Raw genomic sequence first — 20,113 nt, forward strand, 5'->3', positions numbered from 1 at the left:
CCTCTCGCTTGCCCTAGAAGAATAAACGCACAGAAAAAACCTGCTACTTAAGCAGGTCCTTTAGCTTTTCGCCCAGCGCGTCGCGCTCTCCCCTGCTGGGGTTTCTCCAGCTGCTCTGCCCGGGTCTTTGCGCTGTGGCAGGGCTTGCACAGGCATTGCAGGTTATCCCAGTCCAGGCGCTTATTCCAGGCCTGGTTAAGGGGCTGGATGTGGTCTACCTCTGTGGCTACAGTAAGCAGCCCCTGTGCATCGCACGTAACGCACAGGGGGCATTCCTGCAGCTTAAGCAGCCGTACCCGTTTCCAGGCCGGCGTCTGGTAGAAACGCTGGTTCCGGTCCCGGTTGCTGCTCGATATCTTCGCTAAATATCGCATCTACAGATAGGTATTCTTTTTCGTGCTTACTTGCTAGCTGCTGCAGCTCCAGTATCCTGCGTTTCTGGATCTTGTGCGTACGCAGTATGCTAAAGAACTTGTTCCTAAAAGTCGTAAAGACTACGTTATAGAAGTTACCACTATACTGGCGTAATTGTTCGTCTCGCTGTAGGAAGTGCAAAAGCAATTCTGCCTCTACATCCTCATATCGCAATTGCTCCGAAAACTGGAAATGGTAGCATACGTTATAAGCTATCGTCTGCAGGTGCTGGTATATGTGCTTGCCGAAATAGCGTTCCCGCGCCCGGGGGCATTCTAGCTTACTGTAGGCCTCGAAAGACCTATTAAAGGCCTTCTTGTCTATGTTGTTCATCTGCCGCCACCTGGTTAGTGCTAGGTGACTGCTCTGGGGCAAAGGCCGCTATAGCCTGGGCTATTGTTGCTGCCTCTTGCAGGCTATAGGCTCCGCGCTTTTGCGCCAGCTCTAGGGCCTGGATCAGCAGGTTTAGCGCCTGCTGTTGGGGGGTTTGTTGTTCTTGCATGTTGTTACTTAATAAGAAATTGTTTACGCATCCTGGATAATGTAGGGTAAATAGCACCCCTAGTTAGGCCTGTAATCTCCGCTATAGTTCGCCAGGTTACCTTCTGCCCTTCTTTCTCCAGCTGCTGTACTGCCTGCTCTATTAACATTATGTTGCTGGTTCTAGGTGTAGGGCTAGGTGCTGCTTTAGGGTTGCGTATTTTCGAAAGGGGGGTTCGAATAATGTTAATGTGTAGACCTAGGTGCTGGGCAAGTGCTTTTTCTGTTACCTCCTGCCCTTGTGCCTCCAGTTCCTCCATAGCCTGCAGTATCTGCATGCGCCTGGCGCTGGCTTGCTTAACACTATATAGCTGCTGTACCTCTGCCTCCTTATCCAGCAGACCTAGCTTTACCAGCTGTAGGCAGAATTCCTGCAGCTTGTGTTTATATCTTATGTAGTTGCTGTCTCGTTCGCCTACAGTGTAGAACCTTTCCAGGTCTTGCTTTTCGCGCTCGCTTAATCCCTGCAGCTGCATATACTGCTGTAGCTTCTCTAGCAGTAATGCTGCATGCTTTTCCTGCTGCTCGTCCTGTAGCTCTAGCTCGTATTCCCACTCTTGCATGCTAGCGTACTCCTGTTCTCTGTTTTCGCGGCGCTGTAGGGATTCTACGTAGTTGTAGGCCTTGTGCTTTGCTGCTGTGCCTAGGTAGCTGTAGGCTTTTGCTTGCCCAGGGCGGAACTTATCCAGCACCTTAAGGCTATGTATTAACAGCTCGAACTGTAGTTCCTCGTCGTCTGCGTACTGGTTAACGTATCTGCGTAACACTGATGTTATTAGCTGCTGGAGGGGCTTGTATAGATAAGTAGCGAAAATCCGGTTACGCTCTAACGGTGTGGCTACCTGGTAGGCCTGTACTGCCTGCTCCTGCTCGTCTGTCCAGTACTGCTGCTTTGCTGCTCTTTTTTTCATGCGCCGGCCTGGGTCTCCTTTTCGCTGGGGTTATGGCTAGGGAGTTCCGGCAGGCCTTCTATAATCTGTTGCAGCAGCTGCAGGCGTGCTTTTGCCTTCTGTGTTGCCAGGCTGTTACGCTCCAGCCTTGCCTGGGCTTTTTGGGTTGCGGTTTTGGCCTGGCGCTCGGGGAACTCCAGCAGCACCTGGGCTAGGGCCTGTATTTCCTGCTGGGTGTAGGTGGCGTTTCGCAGCTTGTGCTGTGCCAGGTACATATAGGGGCTATAGGGCAGGGTAAGGAATATTTGCGCTGCCAGGTGCTGGCCCTCTAGGGTTAGGCCTTCCAGGATGCTGGAATATGTTTTTTCTTGTTGCATTGCTTTAGGGGGTAGTTAAGAGCTGCCCGGGATGGGGAAAGGGCAGCCTAGGGGGTTATTTTTTCTTTTGCAGCAGCTCGGGCTTTGCGGAAAAGATGCGGCGTAGGTAATGCAGGCCGCCTGGGGTTATGTAGGTTGTTACGTATACCCGCCCGCAGCGGGCATCTGTTGTAGCCTTCACCTCGAAATGTTTCGCGTAACGCTGGTATGGGGTATTGTCTAGCATTAGTACGCCTACCTCTCGCAGGGCTTTAAAAAGCCGGGTGCGGCCTGTGCCTAGCAATTTCGCGGCTGTCGCAAAGTCGTAGTTACCGCCCGCCTGGATAAAGGTGCAAAAGCTCTCAACCGCTGGCTTAACTGCCTCCAGCTGGCGCTGCTGGGTCTCTATGGTTTCCGCCTGCTGGGCCGCCAGGTAAAGGGCCTCCGAAAGGGTAGCGGGTATCTGGAAGGCTGGCTGGGCCTGGGCCTGCAGGGCTTGCTTTACCTGCTGTAGCTGCTGTTCGCACTGAATGAAATAGCGCCGCGCCTCTCTGCCCCGGTCGTTGTTCTGGACCATGGCTATTTCCTTGGCGGTGCTGAGGGTTAGGCTGTATTCTATGCTGGGGCGACCTCTACCGGTAATTTTACCCAATTCTGGGTAATAATCTTTTCCCTCCTGGAAGTCGTATTTTGCTATTAATTCAGGCATCCAGGTACTGAAATGCTTACCTACTTCCAGGAAGCTGTGGAGCTCGCGTGCATCAACTGTCTGTTTCTGTTGGTCGACGTTTATTAGGGCGTTGGTTGGGGTTAGGGTTGTTGGGGTTAGTGTTTTCAACTTGCATTTTGTTTTTCCTTTTGTGTTATGGATAGGGGCCTAGTGCCCCTTTTTTCGTTCGTTACATTAATAAATACTAGCTAATTTCCGTTTTTTCGGAAAAGGGGCTTATTTCCAGAAAAAAAGTTGAAAAAATTTAGGCGGAGGGCGCAAAAAGTGCTTTTCCAGCGCCTGGGGAGGGTTTTTATACCAAAACTTTTTTCGTCTAGTTAAGCAAGAGCCAGAAATTACCCCGCCAGGTCTCTACATGCTGGGCGCGAAAGTCCAGGTAAATGGGCCCGGGCAGATCGTGCACGAATAATTCTGTTTCTATGCTGTCGCGGGTGTAGTGCTGGCGGATAGTTGCCTGTACCTCTGGATCCTTCCAGTACTTCTTTACAGTTGCCAGACTCCTGGCCGCCTCTTCTGCTACGCTGTGCTGGTTAATGCGCTTGCCGCGCCGGCAAAGGCGAATAATAGCCCTTATTAGGTCAGGCTTGCAGCTGGGGCGGCTCATGCGGCTGCCTCCTGGATTTCTAGCAGGGTTAGGAAGTCCAGCCCAGCTAAATAGCCTGGGTCGTTTCGGTAGGCGCTTACGTCAGCAGCAGTGCTGCCATATACCGCTAGCAGCTCCCCTTCTATTTCCAGGAATTCTACCCCCTGTGCGTTTTTTGCCGGCAGTGCCGGGGCGGCTACATCTTTAGGGGCTGGGGCCATGGGGGCTGGCTGGGTAAGGGCTTGCTGTATTTCCTGCTTAGTCCAGTTGCGCTTAATGGTCGCTATACCGCGTCCGGTTGCCTCTGCTACAGCCTGCTGGGTTACCTTCTTATTCGCTGCCAGTAGGGCCTGTATTGCCGCGATAATCTGGGCTAGGGTGTTGGCTGCTTTCTTGTCTGCTGAAGCGTACGCGGCCGCTTTCTGGGCTTGCTGGATGCTTTCTTTTTTTGTTGCTGGGGCTTGTTCCCCTGTTACCGCCACCCAGTGCTTTTTTGCGGTTTTCTCTGCTCTTCCTGCCAGCTGGGCCACGGTCTGGGGCGTTACCTCCTGCCCTTCTTTCTCCAGCTGCTCTATAGCTTCCAGCATTGCTACCCGGGTGCGGTTCTTTAGTATCGCGCCTGTAGAAGGGCCTTTATAGCTGTAGGTTTTCTTTTCCTTTTTCTCCTTACGCGGACCCCAGGCCCTATTTACAAAGTAGCCTGATACTGGCGGCTGAGTATCTTCTTCAAACGCCCACCACTCGCCCGGCTCTATGCTTTCCAGCAGCTCTTCTTCTGTAATTGCCGGTTGTTCTTCCTTTCGGATCTCCGCCAGGTGGCGCTTTATTGTTGCCATGCCCAGGGGGGTAATGTTAGCTAGCGCCTGCTGGGTTACTTTCTTGCCTTCCGCCTGTAGCTGCTGTATCGCTTCTTGTAACATACGTTTAGTTTTGTTTTTCTTGGTTAATCCTGCTTTTTCCCTAGCCTTGCTAGTGCTTTCTTCCTGTGCCAGGCCGGTTACCTCCAGCCAAACCTTTTCTACTGTACTTTTCCCCACGCCTGCCAGTTCCGCCAGCTGGGCCTGTGTAACGATTTCCCCAGCAGCAATAAGCGTTTCGTATGCGTCCTGGATACGTACTTTAGCCTCTTCCCTTTTTGTACCCCAGATTGCTTTTAGCAGGTCCTTTAGGGCCTGTTTGCGTTCGTCTCCCTGCAGGGCTGGGTTAATCTTACCTACATGCTTGCGGCAAAAAACCCGCCCCTGGCCCGCGTCCCTGTCCGCGTTAACCTGGTAGAATATGCTTTTTAGCTCTCCGTCCGCCAGCGGGGTATAACAGCGCTTGTTATGTATTTTTAGCTCGTTCCAGCCGCGCGCTGTGCCATACAGGGCTATATAGTTATTTGCTAGTAGCTCTAGTATCGTATAGCGTCGTACGTCCCCTGGAATCCGAAACTTGTAGGTAGGTATTAGGTATCTGGGCTGGGGATAAAGGACAAAAGTTTGCCCAGGTGCAAATACATAGTCGTCCCTGTCCGCCTGCAGGCGCATAACAAGGGCGCGGGATTTCCGCTTTTTTCCCTCGTAATCGTCTTGTACTAGATCTTCCCCACGTAGCTGGGCTATCTTATAGTTCCAGTAGGTTTCTTCATCCGCCTGGGGTAGGTAATAGGTGTGTAGGTTATCCATGTTTATAAATACTAGCCTTTTCCAGAAGATCAGACCGGCCCTATATATAAGACTACTTAGGTGCCGATTTCCTTAATCGGAAAAGTCAGTTTTTTAAAAATTTTTTCTGGCTCTTAAATGCGTAGCGAACCCTAGGGCGGGGCACGTTCCCCTGTAGTGGGGTTGCACCCCAGGGGCTGGGGGTTGTTTTCTTTGTTCCCTGTTTCCCTGGGCTAGTTATTCGCTGGGCCCGGGTTGGGGTTGGGTGTAGATAAGTAGAGAAAACAAAGCCGGGATCGGGTGTATCATTTGGCTCTTAGGGTTAGAATTAATATATATATGGCTACTTAAGAACCAACGATACACTCCCCTACCCGGTCCTGGGTTTAGTTTTCCATTTACAACCCAGTGCCGGGACAGGGAAACTGTTCCCCATACCCGGGGTTCTTTTTCCTACCTGGATCCAGTGCCGGGACAGGGAAACTGTTCCCCTACCCGGGCCTCTTTTCTGGATAGCGATGTATTCCCCAGGACCGGGTTAAGGGATAGACCTACCTACCTGGATTAGCAGGAAAAAAGAAAACAACCCGGGACAGGGAAACAGCATCCCTACCCGGGCCTCTTTTCTGGATAGCGATGTATTCCCCAGGACCGGGTTAAAGGGAGACAGCCCCCATGCCCGGCTTTGCTTTTTCTTACTTAATCCAGGGAAACAGGAAAAAAAGAAAACAACCCCCAGCCCCTGGGGTGCAACCCCACTACAGGGGAACGTGCCCCGCCCTAGGGTTCGCTACGCACTTAAGAGCTAACCCCAGGGCAGCTACCTACAGTCGCTTTTCCAGCAGGCATGTAGGGACTTTTAGCCAGATTTGGGAGAAAGTCCAGCTGGTAGGCTGATAGCCAGCAGGGCATAAAAAAAGCCCCAGGGCTGGGGCTCTCTGTTTATAGAGCGTTTGCCGGATCAGGGCGGAAACTATCTAGTACCTGTACTTTCGTCTGGCGGTGCACCTGAATATAATGGTCGATTACCCTATCGTCTTGGTGGCCGGTAAACTCCTTTATAATCTCTTTTCCATACCCCAGGCTAACTAGCACCGATACTAGCGTCTTACGCATGTACTTGCTACTTATGTGGTCCTGTATCCTAACTTCTTTCTCTATGCCTTTCCGGCTGCCGCCCCGGTACTCGTATATTTTTTCCACCCGATCCAGGCCAGCAAGCGCCGCCAGCACCTTTAGGTTATCGTTTAGCTTTTGCCCGCTGGGGATTAGTTCTTTGTACGCTAGGAACTCGTCCAGCAGGGGTTTAACGTAATGTTCGCTTATCGGATTCGTAACCTTGCCCCCAGTTTTTTGCTGAGTAAAGCTAACATCGTCCCCTTTAAAATCAGAGGCCTGGAGGCGCTTAAGATCGCTTATTCTTAGCCCTCCTAGTGCCGTACCAACGATAAACGCCAGCTTGGTTACATGCAGGTGCTTTTTTGCCGATACATCCAGGTAATAGAGGCGGTCGAACTCCTGCTTTGTTAGCGCGATTGTGTCCCCTATTTCCGGGCTCTTAAACTTTAGCTCGAAGTCCCGGAAATCCTGGTTAACGGGGTACCCCTTTTTCGTTAGGTACTGCCGGCCGAACAGCTTTAGGTATTTAACGTGGTTTTTAAGGGTAGTATTCGAAAACTGTACCCGCTCCTTTTTTACCGGTTTCGGCCTGGGGGCCTTGCTGGCCTTGCTATAGGGTATATACCCAGTTTCTTGGAGGTAGGCGGCAAACTCCGCCAGCAGGGCTTCCGATAGCTCCGCTGCTTTTAATCCGCCCCGGTGCTGGGCGAATGCTTTTAGGTGTGGTAGGGTGTGCGTGTACTTAGGAACCTGGACCTGGTCCAGCCACTCCTGGAACAGCGGCACCATATCCGCCCCCAGCTGCTCTTCTTTTTTCGGCGCATCTTCTACTAGACTGGGGGTATAGCGTAGCTGGGCTAGCACATGTTCCCCGCTAGGCTCTATCTTATGTACGCTACACTCCAGCAGCACCTGGTTAATTTGGTCCCGCTTAGCCAGGATAAGGGCGTTAAGCTGCTGCTGTTCTTTCCGGCTGTAGCCGCTGCCGATTTGCTGGGTAGCCTCGTTCCAGTGCTGGGGGGCGCAATAGATCCCCACGGGGTCCCGGTACTGCTTGCCCTTGTATCGGTACTCCAGGATAACAGGGTGTTTGCCGGCGTTCTCGCCCTTGCTCAGGGGGCGGCGGTCCAGCTTAATTACATACGTCATAGTTGTTAGGGTTTTGCTTGAAAAAGTATCGAAAAGTTTACTTTTTCAAAGATAGCCTTTCCCATGTAAAACCCATGTAAATTTACATGTAATTTACATGGGTCATGCCGAAAAATGGGGTAAAGCTTCCCTAGCTCAAATCAATAAAACCCCTTTAAAACGTATTTAGGCGTATTTTTCAGTAAAGCAGTACATGTAAAAGGTTCCCTTTTGGGGTCCCGTCCGTTCCGCTCAAAAGCCTCTAGAGTAAGTTCTGGGGGCTTTTTTGTTTTCATTACTTTCAAAGCTTACCAATTAGAACAATAGGTTGCCGGCTGAGAGTTGGTTAGAATACCTGCCTACAGCTTCTATGTCTCAATTAACTAGCGGAATGGAAGGCAAGTGTTGGGTTGGATAGATCGTACGCATATTTACCCATGGCTGTATTACTAAAGAACACGTGTAATATACCCGTTCTTATATTATTCTACCCCTCTGGTGCAGCCCCCTTTTTGAATTCCTCTTTTTGTATGCCTGTTTGGGCAAATTGGCCTATTTTTACAGTAGTCATTCGCCTATGAAATTGGATAGCACCATCCAGCGCCTGCTGGAACAGCAACAATTCGCCGAAGCCCTGCGACTGCTGGAGCAAAGCCTGAAGGGTAGCCCCGACCGTATTACCCATTATGCAGCCATGGGCTACTGCCACTACAAGCTGGCGGCCTTTGGCAAAAGTATAGAACAGTACAGCCTGGCGCTGGCCCTGGCGCCCGATCAGGCCCAGTTGTATAGCGACAGGGGCTTGTCCTATTTCATGAAGGGCGAACATCAGCCTGCCCTGCAGGACTTCAACCAGGCCCAGGAACTGGAGCCGCAAAACCCCTATCGCTATAGCAGCCGCGCCTATGTGAAGGATGCCATGGGCAACATTAAAGGGGCAATCGAAGACTATCAAAAAGCGATTGCGCTTGATCCGGAAGATGCTGTCGCCTACAATAACCTGGGCTTGCTGATGGAAAAAATGGGCTACCAGCAGGAAGCCCAAAAGCAATTTGCCAAAGCTGATCAGCTGGAGGGCAAACCCGCTTCAGCTGCTCCCGCTCAAACAACTCCTTCCCCTGCTGCCGCTATGCCTCCCTCCGGGCCTCAGCAAAAGCAGAAAATGACCGCCAGCCACCTGGCCAGTGTGATGCGCTCGGTGTTTACTACTAAAGCCGGCTTTCAGGAATTTATTCAGTACTGGCTAGGGAAGCGCCAGGATCGGTAGGCCCTTGTTTGAACAGGTACTTGAGAAGGTTGATGGGGATTGGCGCAATGAAAATCACCAAGCCTCCTCATGGTAGGTTCGGGCATACCCTACCCTTTTTGCTCTGAAAGGGAAGGAAGCTCAATCTTGAAGGTTGTGCCCTTGTAGGGAATGCTGTAAAGGGTAATTCGGCCGCCCAGCTTTTCTACCGCATTTTTGAGAATATACAGACCCAGTCCGGGCCCTTTGGAGCGCTCAGTGCCCCTGAAGAACATGTTGTAGATCTTGCCCTGCAGCTCCCCATCAATACCTATCCCGTTGTCGGAGATCTTGATGACCACATGGTTTGACTCCCTGGATTTCTGGATCTCGATACGGGCAAATGACTCTACCTCACTGCGACGATACCGGATGGCATTTTCTACCAGATTATAGAAGATGATCTGCAGCAGGTGGGCATCGCTGCAGAAGCCCTGCACCGGTTCTATGCTTTCGTGCAGCAGCACCTCGGCACTTTCTGGGAGCTTCCAGATGTCTTTCTTAACCCGCTGCCAGCACTCCTTGAAATCTACTTCGGCTATTTCACAACTGCGGTCCTTGATCTTGGTCAATTCTATGAGCGAAACTGTAATGTTGTGCAGGCGCATGATCTGGCTATGGTACAGATCAAAATAGTTGGTGGCGGTGCTGTCGGTCACCTCGTAGCGCACAATCTGGTTCAGCCCCAGCAGGGTCGCTATGGGGCCACGCAGGTCATGAGACGCACGGTAAATGAAGGTATCCAGCTCATTGTTCTTGAAGATGAGGTCCTGCTCGATCTTCTTTTGCTCCGACATATCCCGCAAAATGGTGGAGTAGCACTGCACCTGCCCATCGGCATCCTTATGCGATACAATTACCTGCGATACATGCACCTCCCGGCCATCATGGCTCAGGTAGCGGTTTTGCCCGCTCCAGGTGCCATATTTATCGGCATGGCGTAATTCTTTGCGGCTGAGCAGCCGGCTGAATTTCTGGCTCTGAAAATTGGAGAAGGTTTTTTGCTGCAGGCTTTCTTCACTGGTAATGCCAAAGAACTCTTTGCCAGCCTTGTTCAGGTACAGGATCTGACCATCTACCGCAGCAATTCCAACCATATCGGAGGTGGTTTCGATAATGGCCGTCAGGCGGTCTTTTTCATGCTCGGTCTTGCGAATGCTGGAGATATCCTGCAGCGTACCGTAGTACTTGATGAAATTTCGGGTTTTACCGATCTTAATGCTTACGTAGAGGTGTCGGATCTCCCCATCGCTGCGCACAATGCGCAACTCCACCCGATCAGTATAAAACTCATCCTCCGATTTGCCGGCACGCTCAACTGCTCTCTGGTACACGGGCAGATCTTCGGCATAAATGCTCTCCTGCATGCGGCTTACCGGCAACATACTGCCCCCTTCTATCTCCCGGGTGGTGCCAAAGATCTCCAGCACTTCATCACTCACCAGAAAGCACTCGGCCACAGGATCAAACTCCCAGGTACCCAGGTTGGCCAGGCGAAGGGCATCGGCCAGTTTTTCTTCACTCTTGCGCAGCTCCTGAGTGCGGGTTTCTACCAGCCGCTCCAGGCTGGTGCGGTACTCTTCGAGCTCCTGCTCGGTTAGGCGTAGCTGGGTAATATCCTGTGCGGTACCAAACGCCCGAATCAGTTCGCCCTGTTCATCAAGCTCTATGCGCACACTGCTGAGCACATGGATAATAGTGCCATTGACCCGGCGCAGGCGGTAATCTACCACCTCTTTAAAGGACTCTACGGGCGCCTCTTTGGCCATGCGGATAATGTAGCGGATCTTACCGAGCTCTTCTGGAAGTATAAACTCATGCAGAAAGCGGCTGCCCTGCACCCATTCCTTTGCCTGCTCTATGCCCAGCAGATCCCGCAATTGCTGGTTTAGCAGCAGGCGGTCTTCGGCCACTTCATATTCCCAGCTGCTGAGCTTGGTCACCTCGCAGGCTTCCCGCAGTTTGTGCTGGCTGGTTTGCAGGGCTTCCTCGGTTTTCTTCTGCTCAGAGATATCGCGGGCGGTAGCAATTACCGATACTACCTCCCCGGCATCATTGCTTTCGGGAATCAGGAACCAATCTACCCACCGGCCATTGGGCAGTTGCAAATCGAGGCGTTTTTGTGTGCCGGTACGAAAGACATAGTCCAGCGCCTGCTCACAACACAGAGTGAAGTAGTCGGGAAAGCCCAGCTGCTGGTAGGATTTGCCGATGAGATCGGCGGCCTTCAGCTGAAACTGTTTTTCTACCTGGGAATTTACAAACAGGTGCCGGTACTTACGGTCAAACTGCATGATCACATCCGGGCTGTACTCGGCCAGAACCCGAAAACGCTCCAGGCTTTTACGAATAACCCGCTGGAGGCGTTTCAGGCTCTGGTTTTCTCCCTTAAGCCGGGCCATCTCCAGTTGTAAGCCATCAGTATCAGACGCCAGGGCCACATCCGGCTCCAAAAGCAGCTGCATAATGGCCGGTTTGCTATGCTGCCGTATACCCCCGGCTGGGGTGTCGGCAAGCAGCTCCGCTTCCGAGTCAGGGAGAAGGGGCTGCTGCTGTGGCAAAGGCAGCCATTTGGTACAGTAATAAGGGGAATCTTCGGCTGCATTCCGCTCGGCAATCAGCAGTAGCTGAATGCCAAAGGGCTCACCGTTGGCCCGTCGGGCCATTACACTGGTTTTGCAGACCCCCTGCTCCTGCGCCTCTGCCGTAAGAAGCAGCAGGCGATCACTGGCCGGCAGGTTGTCCGGCTGCTGGGTCATCAAAAGATCAAGGGGGGATCGGGAGAGAATTTCGGGTTGACTGGTATAGCCAAACAGGCGGAGCGCAGCCTCGTTACATGCTTGCACGGTGCTTCCTGTAAAAATAATTACAGCGTCGCTCGAAGACAGCCAGTTTGCCATATCAGAAAAGTAGTAAACTACACCCAGTGGAGGCGCTACAGACTAAAAATGGAAGATTTCCATTTTGGATGTAATTTATAGAAAAAAGCCCAATTGTTAGTAGCTACATTCTGAAAAAAAATTCAGTTCCAATTGAAATATTCCCAGTACAGGCTTGTGCTAAGCAGCTGTCTTTGTATAAATTGCCTTATCCGCCCCTGTTGGTGCAGTACACTTCTGCTTAAATTACCTATTGTTTTTAAGTCATTATCAAATCTAAATTTTTGATTAACAGCATTTTAAGCTGTTTTTTATTTGTTAATATTGTTCTATTCATACCATTCCTATCCTACGCTGTCGCATGAAAAGACACATTATCGCCGTTTTTCTTCTAACGGTCTTACTACACGAACTTCCGGCTCAGCAACACAGTCCGCTGAGTGTGCAGCAGATCATGCAGGATCCTGCCCGCTGGATCGGCACTTCCCCTCATTCACTTCAATGGGCAGGCAACAGCCAGTTTATCTACTTTAAGTGGAATCCGGAGCAGCATCCGGGGGATTCGCTCTACCAGGTCAACATCAAAACAGGGGTCATCAGCCGGGCAGAAGAGCAAGGCCTGGGCCTGCCGGATCGCTCACCCTACTTCAACATCCAGCGCACCAAGAAGCTGTATCTGCGCGGAGGTGATATGTATGAAGAAGACCAGCGCAGCCGCAAGGTGCAGCAACTGACCCATAACCTGAGTGGACTGGGCAACATTCAGTACGCTGCCAATGGCGAGGATGTGTACTTTACCCTCAACAACAACCTCTACCTGCTGCAGCGCAGCACCGGCCTGCTGCAGCAGCTTACCGACTTTAGAAAAGGAAAAGAAAACCCGGAAAGTACCCCCTCTGAGCAGAACCGCTGGCTGCAGCAGGATCAGCTCCGGCTATCACAGGTGGTGCGGGAACGTAAAGAAAAGCAGGAGAAGACAGAAGCGGCCCGAAACAGATCGCTTCCCTCCCGCCCCCTCCCCATCTACACCGACAATGCAACAGTAAACGGGCAAACGCCTAGTCCCGACGGCCGCTATATTACCTTTCGCCTCACCACCAATCCTCAGAATGGGCAGACAGAGGTGCCCACCTATGTGACCGAAAGCAGCTATGCCGAAATGCTAAAGGCCCGCGCCAAAGTGGGCGGCAAGCAGGCTACCGTACGCATGGGTATTTACGATACAAAATTGGATACCGTCTACTACCTGCAAACCGAAAAACTACCAGGCCTGGACCGGCAACCCGATTTTGTGAAGGACTATCCAGGCAAGTCCTATACCCGCAGCAAAGAAGTAGTGGTGCATGGCCCCTGGTTTGCCCCAGGCGGCAGCAAGGCAGCGCTGATAGAGGTGCGTAGCCAGGACAACAAAGACCGCTGGATAGCCCTGCTGGAGCTCAGCAGCGGCCAGTTGAGCGTGCTGGATCACCAGCGGGATGAAGCCTGGATTGGTGGCCCGGGCATGGGTTGGCTCTGGGGGGCCAGTGATATGGGCTGGCTGCCCAATGGCCGGCAGGTATGGTTCCAGTCTGAGGCGAGTGGCTATTCCCATCTCTATCTGCTGGATGTCACCACTGGCCCAAAAAAACAGCTTACCAGCGGTACCTTTGAGGTGTATGAACCCCGCCTCAGCCAGGATGGCAAGTGGTGGTATTTTCACAGCAACCAGCAGCATCCGGGCGAGCGCCACTTTTACCGCATGCCGGTGCAGGGGGGCAAAGCCGAGCAGCTCACCCGGGGCGAAGGCCGCTGGGACGTAACCCTTTCTCCCGATGAAAAATGGATGGCTCAGCTGTACTCTACCGGCAACCGTCCGCCCGAGTTATACCTGCAGCAAAACAAGTCAGGCGCAAGCCCTAAAAAGCTCACCGAAAGCCTTACCGAGCAGTGGAAAGCCTACCCCTGGCGCATGCCGGAGTATGTAAGCTTTACCGCCAGCGATGGCGCAAAGGTGCCTGCCCGTCTTTACCGGCCGCAGCGGGGCAGCCGGGGTGGTCCTGCCGTTATTTTTGTGCATGGGGCGGGCTACCTGCAAAATGCCCATAAGTGGTGGAGCTCCTACTTTAGGGAATACATGTTTCACAACCTGCTTACAGACCTGGGCTATACTGTGCTGGACATTGATTACCGCGGCAGCGCCGGCTATGGCCGGGACTGGCGCACGGGCATTTACCGCCACATGGGGGGCAAAGACCTGAGCGATCACATTGATGGCGCCCGCTGGCTGGTAGAGGAGCACGGGATAGACAGCAGCCGCATGGGCATCTATGGGGGGTCGTATGGTGGGTTTATTACCCTGATGGCCATGTTCAATGAGCCGGGTACTTTTGCAGCCGGAGCCGCTCTGCGCTCAGTAACTGACTGGGCCCACTACAACCACCCCTACACCAGCAACATTCTGAATGAGCCCACGGCCGACAGCCTTGCGTATGCCCGCTCCTCTCCCATTTACTTTGCCGAAGGCCTGCAGGGACATCTGCTGATTGCCCATGGCATGATCGATACCAATGTACATTTTCAGGATGTAGTGCGCCTGGCGCAGCGCCTGATAGAGCTGGGCAAGGAAAACTGGGAAATGGCCGTTTACCCCCTGGAAGACCATGCCTTTGTAGAGCCCAGCAGCTGGACGGACGAATACCGCCGCATTCTGAAGCTGTTTGAGGATACCATCGGCGACCAGCGACAATCCGCCGATTAACCGCTGGTTGTTTCGTACTGATTGTTCATAATTAGCCAAAAAAGGGATGCCAGCAGATAGCATCCCTTTTTCTATTACCCCCTTAGCGGTGGAAAATGCAAATTGCTGAGGTTGGTTAAATAACGTGAATTATGGATCCCTTTTCATGGAAAGTTACATGTCAAACGAATCCCCCTTGGCGAAGGGGGCAGGGGGATTGAAATAGTCATAGTTTCAAAAGCTGCCTTTACTAAATTTTACTGGTCAGGTTCATTATGATATTAATAAGCCTCGAATACAATGTCACCAATCCCCCTGCCCCCTACGCGGGCCGCCCTTCGCCAAGGGGGATTTCGTACGTTATCCTTCTGTAGGTAAAGAGCTTAATCCATAATTCAAGTTAAATAATGTTTGCCACAGAGTATAGAAGATCCAGGATCGAATAAGGAAAAAAAAGGGGTGCCATAAACAGGCACCCCCTTCTCAGTACAATGCAGTGCTATGCTATTGCTTCAGGATGGTAAATTCTACCCGACGGTTTAGCTGGCGGGTTTCGGGATTGGCATTGCTGGCTACCGGCCGGGTGCCACCGAAGCCTTTTCCCTGTATGCGCTTGGCATCAATACCGCGGCTCAGCAGGTAGCTTCTCACCGCCTCTACCCGATCCTGCGAAAGTTTCAGGTTGGCCTTGCTGCTGCCCTGGTTGTCGGTATGGCCGGTGATCATGATTTCCATGCCGGGGTTTTCCCGCAGCAGCTGTACCACTTGGTCCAGGGCTGTAGAGCTTTGTTCCAGCAGCACCGCGGTACTTTGCTGAAACATCACATTCTCCATCCGTACGGTAGACCCAACGGTAAGGGGCCGAAGATCAAAGTTGATCTGGGTTACGGCATTGGGAAGCTGTACCAGGGTATCAACCGGTAAATACCCCTTTGCCTTAGCTACCAGGCGGTACTGCCCGGCTTCCGGTAAGGCTATGGAATAGCTGCTGCTGGCCGATACTGAGTCCTGAAAGCTATGTTCGATGCTCCGGACCAGCACCTTGCCAAAGGCCTGTTTGCCATCTTTGCCACGCACCTGCCCCCTGAGGGTTACGGCAGGTTCAAGGGGGGCAGCTTCCTGCACAGGTTCAGGGCTGGTGGGTTGTTCGATCGGGGCGGACTGGGGTTCAGTGGGGACCTGGGCAACAATCACTTCAGGCGTTTCTTCCAGCTCGGGGGCTTTGGGGGTCTCGGGCTTGCGCACCCGACGAATGTCGCCAAAGCCTTCACTATTCTGGGTAGTGGTGTAGTACGACCACTGACCGGTTTCGGGAGCGAAGTAGTAATTTTCTGCGCCGGGGGTGTTAATGCCCGCGCCCAGGTTTTGGGGGTTGCTCCAGCGTTTCCAGCTGTTGTCCAGCCGGGTGCTTACCCAGATGTCCATGCTGCCCTGTCCGCCGGGCCGGTTGCTGCTAAAGTACAGGGTGCGCCCGTCGGCGGCCAGAAACGCACTCATCTCCTGCATGGGGGTGTTGATGTCCTGACCCAGGTTCATGGGTTCGCTCCAGCGCCCGTCCTGCTGGCGAAAGCTCACATACAGATCTTCCAGGCCATGGGTAATGTAGGATTCCATGGCAATGAGCATGGTCTGCCCATCGGGGGCAATGGTAATGTCCTGGTGCTTGGCCTTGTTGAAGAAATAGGTAATGGAAACGGGTTTAGGGGAGCCGCTGCCATCGGCAGGCATCAGGTACAGGCCGGCATCGGCTTTGCTGGTGCTTTGCAGGTCGTTGCGCATCAGGTACAGCTGGCGGCCATCCTCCGTAAAGCCTACCACCACATCGGCCTGTGGGGAGTTGATCAGGCTGGTCAGGCGCTGCACATTGCCAAACAGATCACCCGTGGTAGCTACGGCTACCCAGGCATCGGCCCGGTCGCCCCGGCCACCGGCACTGCTGGGATGGTTGCTGCGCCCAAAGAACAGCTTCTGTCCATCGGGCGATACCACAGGCTTGTATTCATTGTAGCGGGTGTTCAGGCTGGTGTCGGCCGACAGGATGGGGGTTTTTCGGGACTGCGCCAGGCCAGGTAGCGACAGCAGGCCCGCTGCAAGAGCAGCCAGACAAAAGCTGGTATGTTTTGAAAATGAGCACTTCATGGTTATGTAAGGTATGAGCACAAAATTAAAAAGATCATCGGGATCCGTAGCATTTCCTTTCTATAAATGAAGAATAGTTCGCTTTATTGTAAGCGGCTGCAAATCCCGTTCCAGAAAAAATAGCGTTGTTTGCCGAGGGCTGATTCACGACCTTTGGTATCCTTTTGTTTGACTGCTTGTATGAAATTTACCGGAACCCCTTCCTATATCGCAACCCGCGACCTGCAAATAGCCGTAGAGGCCGCCATTACCCTGGAGAAGCCCCTGCTGATCAAAGGCGAGCCCGGCACCGGCAAAACCTTGCTGGCCTATGAAATTGCCCGATCGCTGGGCAAGAAGCTCATCAGCTGGAATATTAAATCCACCACCTCTGCCCAACAGGGGCTCTATGAGTACGATGCCATCAGCCGCCTGCGCGATGCACAGCTCAATAGCGACAAGGTAAGCAATATCCGGAACTATATTCGCAAGGGTAAGCTATGGGAAGCCTTTGAAGCCGAGGCCGTGCCGGTGCTGCTAATCGACGAGATCGACAAGGCCGACCTGGAATTTCCCAATGACCTGCTGCAGGAGCTGGACCGTATGGAGTTCTACTGCTACGAGCTGGATGAGACCATCAGTGCCCGGCAGCGCCCCATTGTCATCATCACCTCCAACAACGAAAAGGAGCTGCCCGATGCCTTTCTGCGCCGTTGCTTCTTTCATTACATCCGCTTTCCGGATGCCGATACGCTGCAGCAGATTGTAGCGGTGCACTACCCCGGTCTGCAGCAGGCCCTGCTGCAAAATGCCATACACCTCTTTTTAGAAGTGCGGGAAAAGCGGCAGTTAAAAAAGCGCCCTTCTACCAGTGAGCTGCTGGACTGGATTAAGCTGTTGCTGGCGGGCGGTACCCGTCCCGAGGAGCTGGAGAGCCTTCAGCTGCAGGGAGAGCTGCCCCCCTATGCTGGCGCCCTGCTAAAAAATGAGCAGGACCTCAATGCCCTGCTGTATGGCAGCACCCACCGAAGTTACTACTCCTGAGATGTTCATCGGTTTTATACTTCAGCTGCGGGAAGCAGGCCTGCCAGTAGGTACACGGGAGCTGCTCTATTTGCAGGAAGCCCTTGCCAGGGGGGTGGTCGGTACAAGCACGGATGATTTCTATTACCTCTGCCGTAGCCTGTTTGTAAAGCAGGAACAGGCGCTAGACAAATTTGACCGGGCCTTTGCCGCAGCTTTTGCGGACCTTAGCACCCTCCCCTTCGATCCCCTGGCCGAGATTCCCGAGGACTGGCTGGCCAAAAATAAGCAGCTGGAAGGCCTGCCCGAAGAAGAACAGCAACCCTATCTGCAGGAGCTTTTCCGGCAGCTGCAGGAGCGTTTTCAGCAGCTCCTGAAGGACCAGCAGGAGCGGCACGAGGGTGGAAACAAATGGATTGGGACCGGCGGCCGCTCCCCTTTTGGGGCATGGGGCTACAACCAGCAGGGCTACCGCCTTGGCCAGACCGAGAGCCGGCACAAACGAGCTGTAAAGGTGTGGGACCAACGGGAGTTTGCCGATCTGGACGATAGCCGCCAGCTGGATACGCGCCAGTTTCAGCTGGCGCTGCGCCGCCTGCGCCTGTTAAGCCACAGCGGCGCACCGGAGGTATTTGATGTAGAAGAAACCATCCGCAAAACCTGTCAAAATGCAGGGGTGCTGCGGGAGGTATACCGGCCCCAGCGCAGCAATGGCCTTCGCCTGCTGCTGTTTCTGGATGTAGGGGGGTCTATGGACGAGCACGTTCGCCTGTGTGAGCAGCTTTTTTCGGCGGCCCGGCACGAGTTTCAGCAGCTGGAGCACTTCTATTTTCACAACTGTCTGTACGAAAAAGTGTGGAAAGACAGCCGCAGGCGTCGCAGTGAATACATGTCAACCGAGAGCCTGTTTCAGCGCTACCGTTCTGATTACCGGGTAATAGTGGTGGGAGACGCCAGCATGTCGCCTTACGAACTGCTGTATAAAGGGGGTAGTGTTGAGCACCTGAATGAGGAGCCCGGCGCTCTTTGGCTGCAGCGCCTGCGCCAGCACTTCCCCCATACCATCTGGCTAAACCCTGTGCCTCAGTCCGAGTGGTCCTACACCGAAACCATTGGGCAGATAAAGGCCCTATTTGAGGAGCACATGTACCCCCTTAGCCTGAAGGGGCTGGAGCAGGCGGTAAAGGCGCTGCGCTGAGGAATACAGAATAGCCTGCCGCTGCCTGTTTACTCATTTTCTCCCTTTTCGTATTTTTGCATACTGCAAAAGAACTACACCCATGAAGTCTGGCACCATGCTGACGCACGACAACAAGCTAAAAAAAATCATCATTATTGGCGACCGGGTGCTGATCCGCCCTAAGCAGGACGATGAGCGTACCGGAAGCGGGCTGTTCCTGCCCCCCGGCGTGCAGGAACGGGAGCAGATACGCACCGGCTGGGTCATGAAGACCGGCCCCGGCTATGCTCTACCCTATCCGGCCGAGGGAAGCGATGAGCCCTGGAAAGAAGCCGATGAGAAGATTAACTATATACCCCTGCAGGCCCGCGAAGGCGATCTGGCCGTCTATCTGCAGAAGGGTGCCTATGAAGTAGTGATCGGGGGCGAAAAATATGTGATCATCCAGCAGGCCAACATCCTGATGCTGGAGCGCGAAGAAGACCTCTTTGAGTAATACCTGGGTTGAAGATATTACCCCCCTTATACAGAAAAAGCAGGCTTGAGACTGCTTTTTCTGTTTGGAATGGCCTCACCCCCTTAGCGAAATACCCGGGCATGATCTGCCGCAAACTGTTTTACAGAGGTGGCCCGGCGGCCGGTGATCCGCTCAAAATCCGGGCTGGTATCATCTCCCAGGCTTTGGGCATACGTTTTATTTAGTTCGGCCAGGTCTTTGGCCAGCCAGTCGGGCAGGCCAGCCTGCAGCAGGGGCTGATAGCTCATTTCAGCCGGCACGGCAATGAGCTTAATGTCTTTGTCAAGGGCCAGCTCCAGGGCATTGGCCACATCTTTCATACTTACGGCCTCTGGCCCCGTTAAATAATAGGTCTGGCCTTCATGCCCGGCTTCGGTAAGAATGCGGGCTGCTACCTCGGCGATGTCGCGGGCATCTATCGGCGAGTAGCGCCCCTGCTGGGTAAAGGAATACAGGATACCCTGCTCCCGCACCTGTTGCACATGCCAGAACCAGTTCTGCATAAGGGTATGGGGGTGCAAGAACGTCCAGGCCATGCCACTCTGGCGAATCTCGTCCTCGGTCTGGGCATGCATGCGGGCCAGTTGTATGGGTGAGTCCGGCAGGCTGCCCAGGGCGGAGACTTTGACTATATGGGCCACACCAGCCGCTCGGGCCGCTTCAATGGCATTGTGCTGCAGCTCTACCTGCCTGTCGGAGGGGCTGCTCAGCAGAAACAGCTTGCGCACCCCCTGCATGGCCCTGCGCAATGATTCAGGATCACTCAAATCGCCCATGGCTACGGCTACACCGCTCTGCTGCAAGGCAAGCGCCTTATCCACATTGCGGACCAGGGCCTTAAAGGTGGCTCCTCTGAGGCGGAGCTTCTCCAGTAGGTAGCGGCCGATGGTGCCCGTAGCACCGATGACCAGGATGTCGGCTTTCTGCATAAAAAAGTTGGTAAAGGGTGGCTGAAGCTGCAGGCACAGACCTGCAGAAAAATAATATAA

The 20,113-nt window shown here is 53.3% G+C and carries 16 protein-coding genes; 5 read left to right on the top strand and 11 right to left on the bottom strand.

Going from position 1 to position 20,113, the window contains the following annotated elements:
- Window positions 1-47: 47 nt before the first annotated feature.
- The 8 genes from ADICEAN_RS21665 to ADICEAN_RS01620 form a co-directional block, all read right to left on the bottom strand.
- Entirely contained in the window at window positions 48-374 is a 327-nt protein-coding gene (locus tag ADICEAN_RS21665; RefSeq protein WP_040395937.1) for an HNH endonuclease signature motif containing protein, read from the bottom strand.
- 344 nt (window positions 375-718) lie between these two features.
- Complete coding sequence (locus tag ADICEAN_RS01590) at window positions 719-916, bottom strand: hypothetical protein (RefSeq protein WP_009193749.1); 198 nt, start codon at window positions 914-916, stop codon at window positions 719-721.
- A 4-nt stretch (window positions 917-920) separates the two neighbouring features.
- On the bottom strand, window positions 921-1,865 hold the full coding sequence (locus ADICEAN_RS01595) for a sigma-70 family RNA polymerase sigma factor (RefSeq protein ID WP_009193750.1): 945 nt from the start codon (window positions 1,863-1,865) through the stop codon (window positions 921-923).
- The gene (locus ADICEAN_RS01600) at window positions 1,862-2,221 is read right to left on the bottom strand and encodes a hypothetical protein (RefSeq protein ID WP_009193751.1); all 360 of its coding nucleotides are present in this window, start codon (window positions 2,219-2,221) and stop codon (window positions 1,862-1,864) included. Before ADICEAN_RS01600 ends, ADICEAN_RS01595 begins: the two co-directional genes overlap by 4 nt.
- 55 nt (window positions 2,222-2,276) lie before the next feature.
- The gene (locus ADICEAN_RS20815) at window positions 2,277-3,038 is read right to left on the bottom strand and encodes an antA/AntB antirepressor family protein (RefSeq protein ID WP_009193752.1); all 762 of its coding nucleotides are present in this window, start codon (window positions 3,036-3,038) and stop codon (window positions 2,277-2,279) included.
- Window positions 3,039-3,243: 205 nt separating this feature from the next.
- Entirely contained in the window at window positions 3,244-3,534 is a 291-nt protein-coding gene (locus ADICEAN_RS01610; protein ID WP_009193753.1) for a hypothetical protein, read from the bottom strand.
- Entirely contained in the window at window positions 3,531-4,433 is a 903-nt protein-coding gene (locus ADICEAN_RS22225; RefSeq protein WP_152426272.1) for a hypothetical protein, read from the bottom strand. The genes ADICEAN_RS01610 and ADICEAN_RS22225 overlap by 4 nt, the downstream gene beginning before the upstream one ends.
- Before the next feature lie 1,668 nt (window positions 4,434-6,101).
- Complete coding sequence (locus ADICEAN_RS01620) at window positions 6,102-7,427, bottom strand: tyrosine-type recombinase/integrase (RefSeq protein ID WP_009193755.1); 1,326 nt, start codon at window positions 7,425-7,427, stop codon at window positions 6,102-6,104.
- A 556-nt stretch (window positions 7,428-7,983) separates the two neighbouring features.
- Here ADICEAN_RS01620 and ADICEAN_RS01625 point away from each other — a divergent pair.
- Window positions 7,984-8,673, top strand: coding sequence for a tetratricopeptide repeat protein (locus ADICEAN_RS01625; RefSeq protein ID WP_009193756.1), 690 nt, complete (start codon window positions 7,984-7,986; stop codon window positions 8,671-8,673).
- An 89-nt stretch (window positions 8,674-8,762) separates the two neighbouring features.
- On the opposite strand, the gene ADICEAN_RS01630 is transcribed toward ADICEAN_RS01625, so the two are convergent.
- On the bottom strand, window positions 8,763-11,591 hold the full coding sequence (locus tag ADICEAN_RS01630) for a PAS domain S-box protein (protein ID WP_009193757.1): 2,829 nt from the start codon (window positions 11,589-11,591) through the stop codon (window positions 8,763-8,765).
- A gap of 340 nt (window positions 11,592-11,931) precedes the next feature.
- On the opposite strand from ADICEAN_RS01630, the gene ADICEAN_RS01635 reads away from it, so the two are divergent.
- Window positions 11,932-14,307 (top strand): S9 family peptidase, encoded by a 2,376-nt coding sequence (locus ADICEAN_RS01635; RefSeq protein ID WP_009193758.1) that lies wholly within the window; start codon window positions 11,932-11,934, stop codon window positions 14,305-14,307.
- Between the two features lie 483 nt (window positions 14,308-14,790).
- Here ADICEAN_RS01635 and ADICEAN_RS01640 read toward each other — a convergent pair whose 3' ends face one another.
- Window positions 14,791-16,425, bottom strand: coding sequence for an OmpA family protein (locus ADICEAN_RS01640; RefSeq protein ID WP_009193759.1), 1,635 nt, complete (start codon window positions 16,423-16,425; stop codon window positions 14,791-14,793).
- A gap of 180 nt (window positions 16,426-16,605) precedes the next feature.
- Here ADICEAN_RS01640 and ADICEAN_RS01645 point away from each other — a divergent pair, with 180 nt between their 5' ends.
- The 3 genes from ADICEAN_RS01645 to ADICEAN_RS01655 all read left to right on the top strand — a co-directional run bounded on the left by ADICEAN_RS01645 (window position 16,606) and on the right by ADICEAN_RS01655 (window position 19,103).
- Window positions 16,606-17,448: an AAA family ATPase gene (locus ADICEAN_RS01645; RefSeq protein ID WP_009193760.1), complete on the top strand. Its 843-nt coding sequence runs from the start codon at window positions 16,606-16,608 to the stop codon at window positions 17,446-17,448.
- Window positions 17,417-18,625, top strand: a complete 1,209-nt coding sequence (locus ADICEAN_RS01650) for a vWA domain-containing protein (RefSeq protein ID WP_009193761.1) — start codon at window positions 17,417-17,419, stop codon at window positions 18,623-18,625. The genes ADICEAN_RS01645 and ADICEAN_RS01650 overlap by 32 nt, the downstream gene beginning before the upstream one ends.
- Window positions 18,626-18,707: 82 nt before the next feature.
- Window positions 18,708-19,103: a co-chaperone GroES gene (locus tag ADICEAN_RS01655; protein ID WP_009193762.1), complete on the top strand. Its 396-nt coding sequence runs from the start codon at window positions 18,708-18,710 to the stop codon at window positions 19,101-19,103.
- A gap of 83 nt (window positions 19,104-19,186) precedes the next feature.
- Here ADICEAN_RS01655 and ADICEAN_RS01660 read toward each other — a convergent pair whose 3' ends face one another.
- A complete protein-coding gene (locus tag ADICEAN_RS01660) occupies window positions 19,187-20,053 on the bottom strand; it encodes an SDR family oxidoreductase (RefSeq protein ID WP_009193763.1) in 867 nt (288 codons plus the stop codon).
- Between the last annotated feature and the right edge of the window lie 60 nt (window positions 20,054-20,113).

This window comes from Cesiribacter andamanensis AMV16 (assembly GCF_000348925.1).
Taxonomy (GTDB): Bacteria; Bacteroidota; Bacteroidia; order Cytophagales; family Cyclobacteriaceae; genus Cesiribacter; species Cesiribacter andamanensis.

Bases quoted from the DNA above. Each gene is read 5' to 3' on its own strand.
- ADICEAN_RS21665 (WP_040395937.1), bottom strand. From the start codon at position 374: ATGCGATATTTAGCGAAGATATCGAGCAGCAACCGGGACCGGAACCAG.
- ADICEAN_RS01590 (WP_009193749.1), bottom strand. From the start codon at position 916: ATGCAAGAACAACAAACCCCCCAACAGCAGGCGCTAAACCTGCTGATC.
- ADICEAN_RS01595 (WP_009193750.1), bottom strand. From the start codon at position 1,865: ATGAAAAAAAGAGCAGCAAAGCAGCAGTACTGGACAGACGAGCAGGAG.
- ADICEAN_RS01600 (WP_009193751.1), bottom strand. From the start codon at position 2,221: ATGCAACAAGAAAAAACATATTCCAGCATCCTGGAAGGCCTAACCCTA.
- ADICEAN_RS01610 (WP_009193753.1), bottom strand. From the start codon at position 3,534: ATGAGCCGCCCCAGCTGCAAGCCTGACCTAATAAGGGCTATTATTCGC.
- ADICEAN_RS22225 (WP_152426272.1), bottom strand. From the start codon at position 4,433: ATGTTACAAGAAGCGATACAGCAGCTACAGGCGGAAGGCAAGAAAGTA.
- ADICEAN_RS01620 (WP_009193755.1), bottom strand. From the start codon at position 7,427: ATGACGTATGTAATTAAGCTGGACCGCCGCCCCCTGAGCAAGGGCGAG.
- ADICEAN_RS01625 (WP_009193756.1), top strand. From the start codon at position 7,984: ATGAAATTGGATAGCACCATCCAGCGCCTGCTGGAACAGCAACAATTC.
- ADICEAN_RS01630 (WP_009193757.1), bottom strand. From the start codon at position 11,591: ATGGCAAACTGGCTGTCTTCGAGCGACGCTGTAATTATTTTTACAGGA.
- ADICEAN_RS01635 (WP_009193758.1), top strand. From the start codon at position 11,932: ATGAAAAGACACATTATCGCCGTTTTTCTTCTAACGGTCTTACTACAC.
- ADICEAN_RS01640 (WP_009193759.1), bottom strand. From the start codon at position 16,425: ATGAAGTGCTCATTTTCAAAACATACCAGCTTTTGTCTGGCTGCTCTT.
- ADICEAN_RS01645 (WP_009193760.1), top strand. From the start codon at position 16,606: ATGAAATTTACCGGAACCCCTTCCTATATCGCAACCCGCGACCTGCAA.
- ADICEAN_RS01650 (WP_009193761.1), top strand. From the start codon at position 17,417: ATGGCAGCACCCACCGAAGTTACTACTCCTGAGATGTTCATCGGTTTT.
- ADICEAN_RS01655 (WP_009193762.1), top strand. From the start codon at position 18,708: ATGAAGTCTGGCACCATGCTGACGCACGACAACAAGCTAAAAAAAATC.
- ADICEAN_RS01660 (WP_009193763.1), bottom strand. From the start codon at position 20,053: ATGCAGAAAGCCGACATCCTGGTCATCGGTGCTACGGGCACCATCGGC.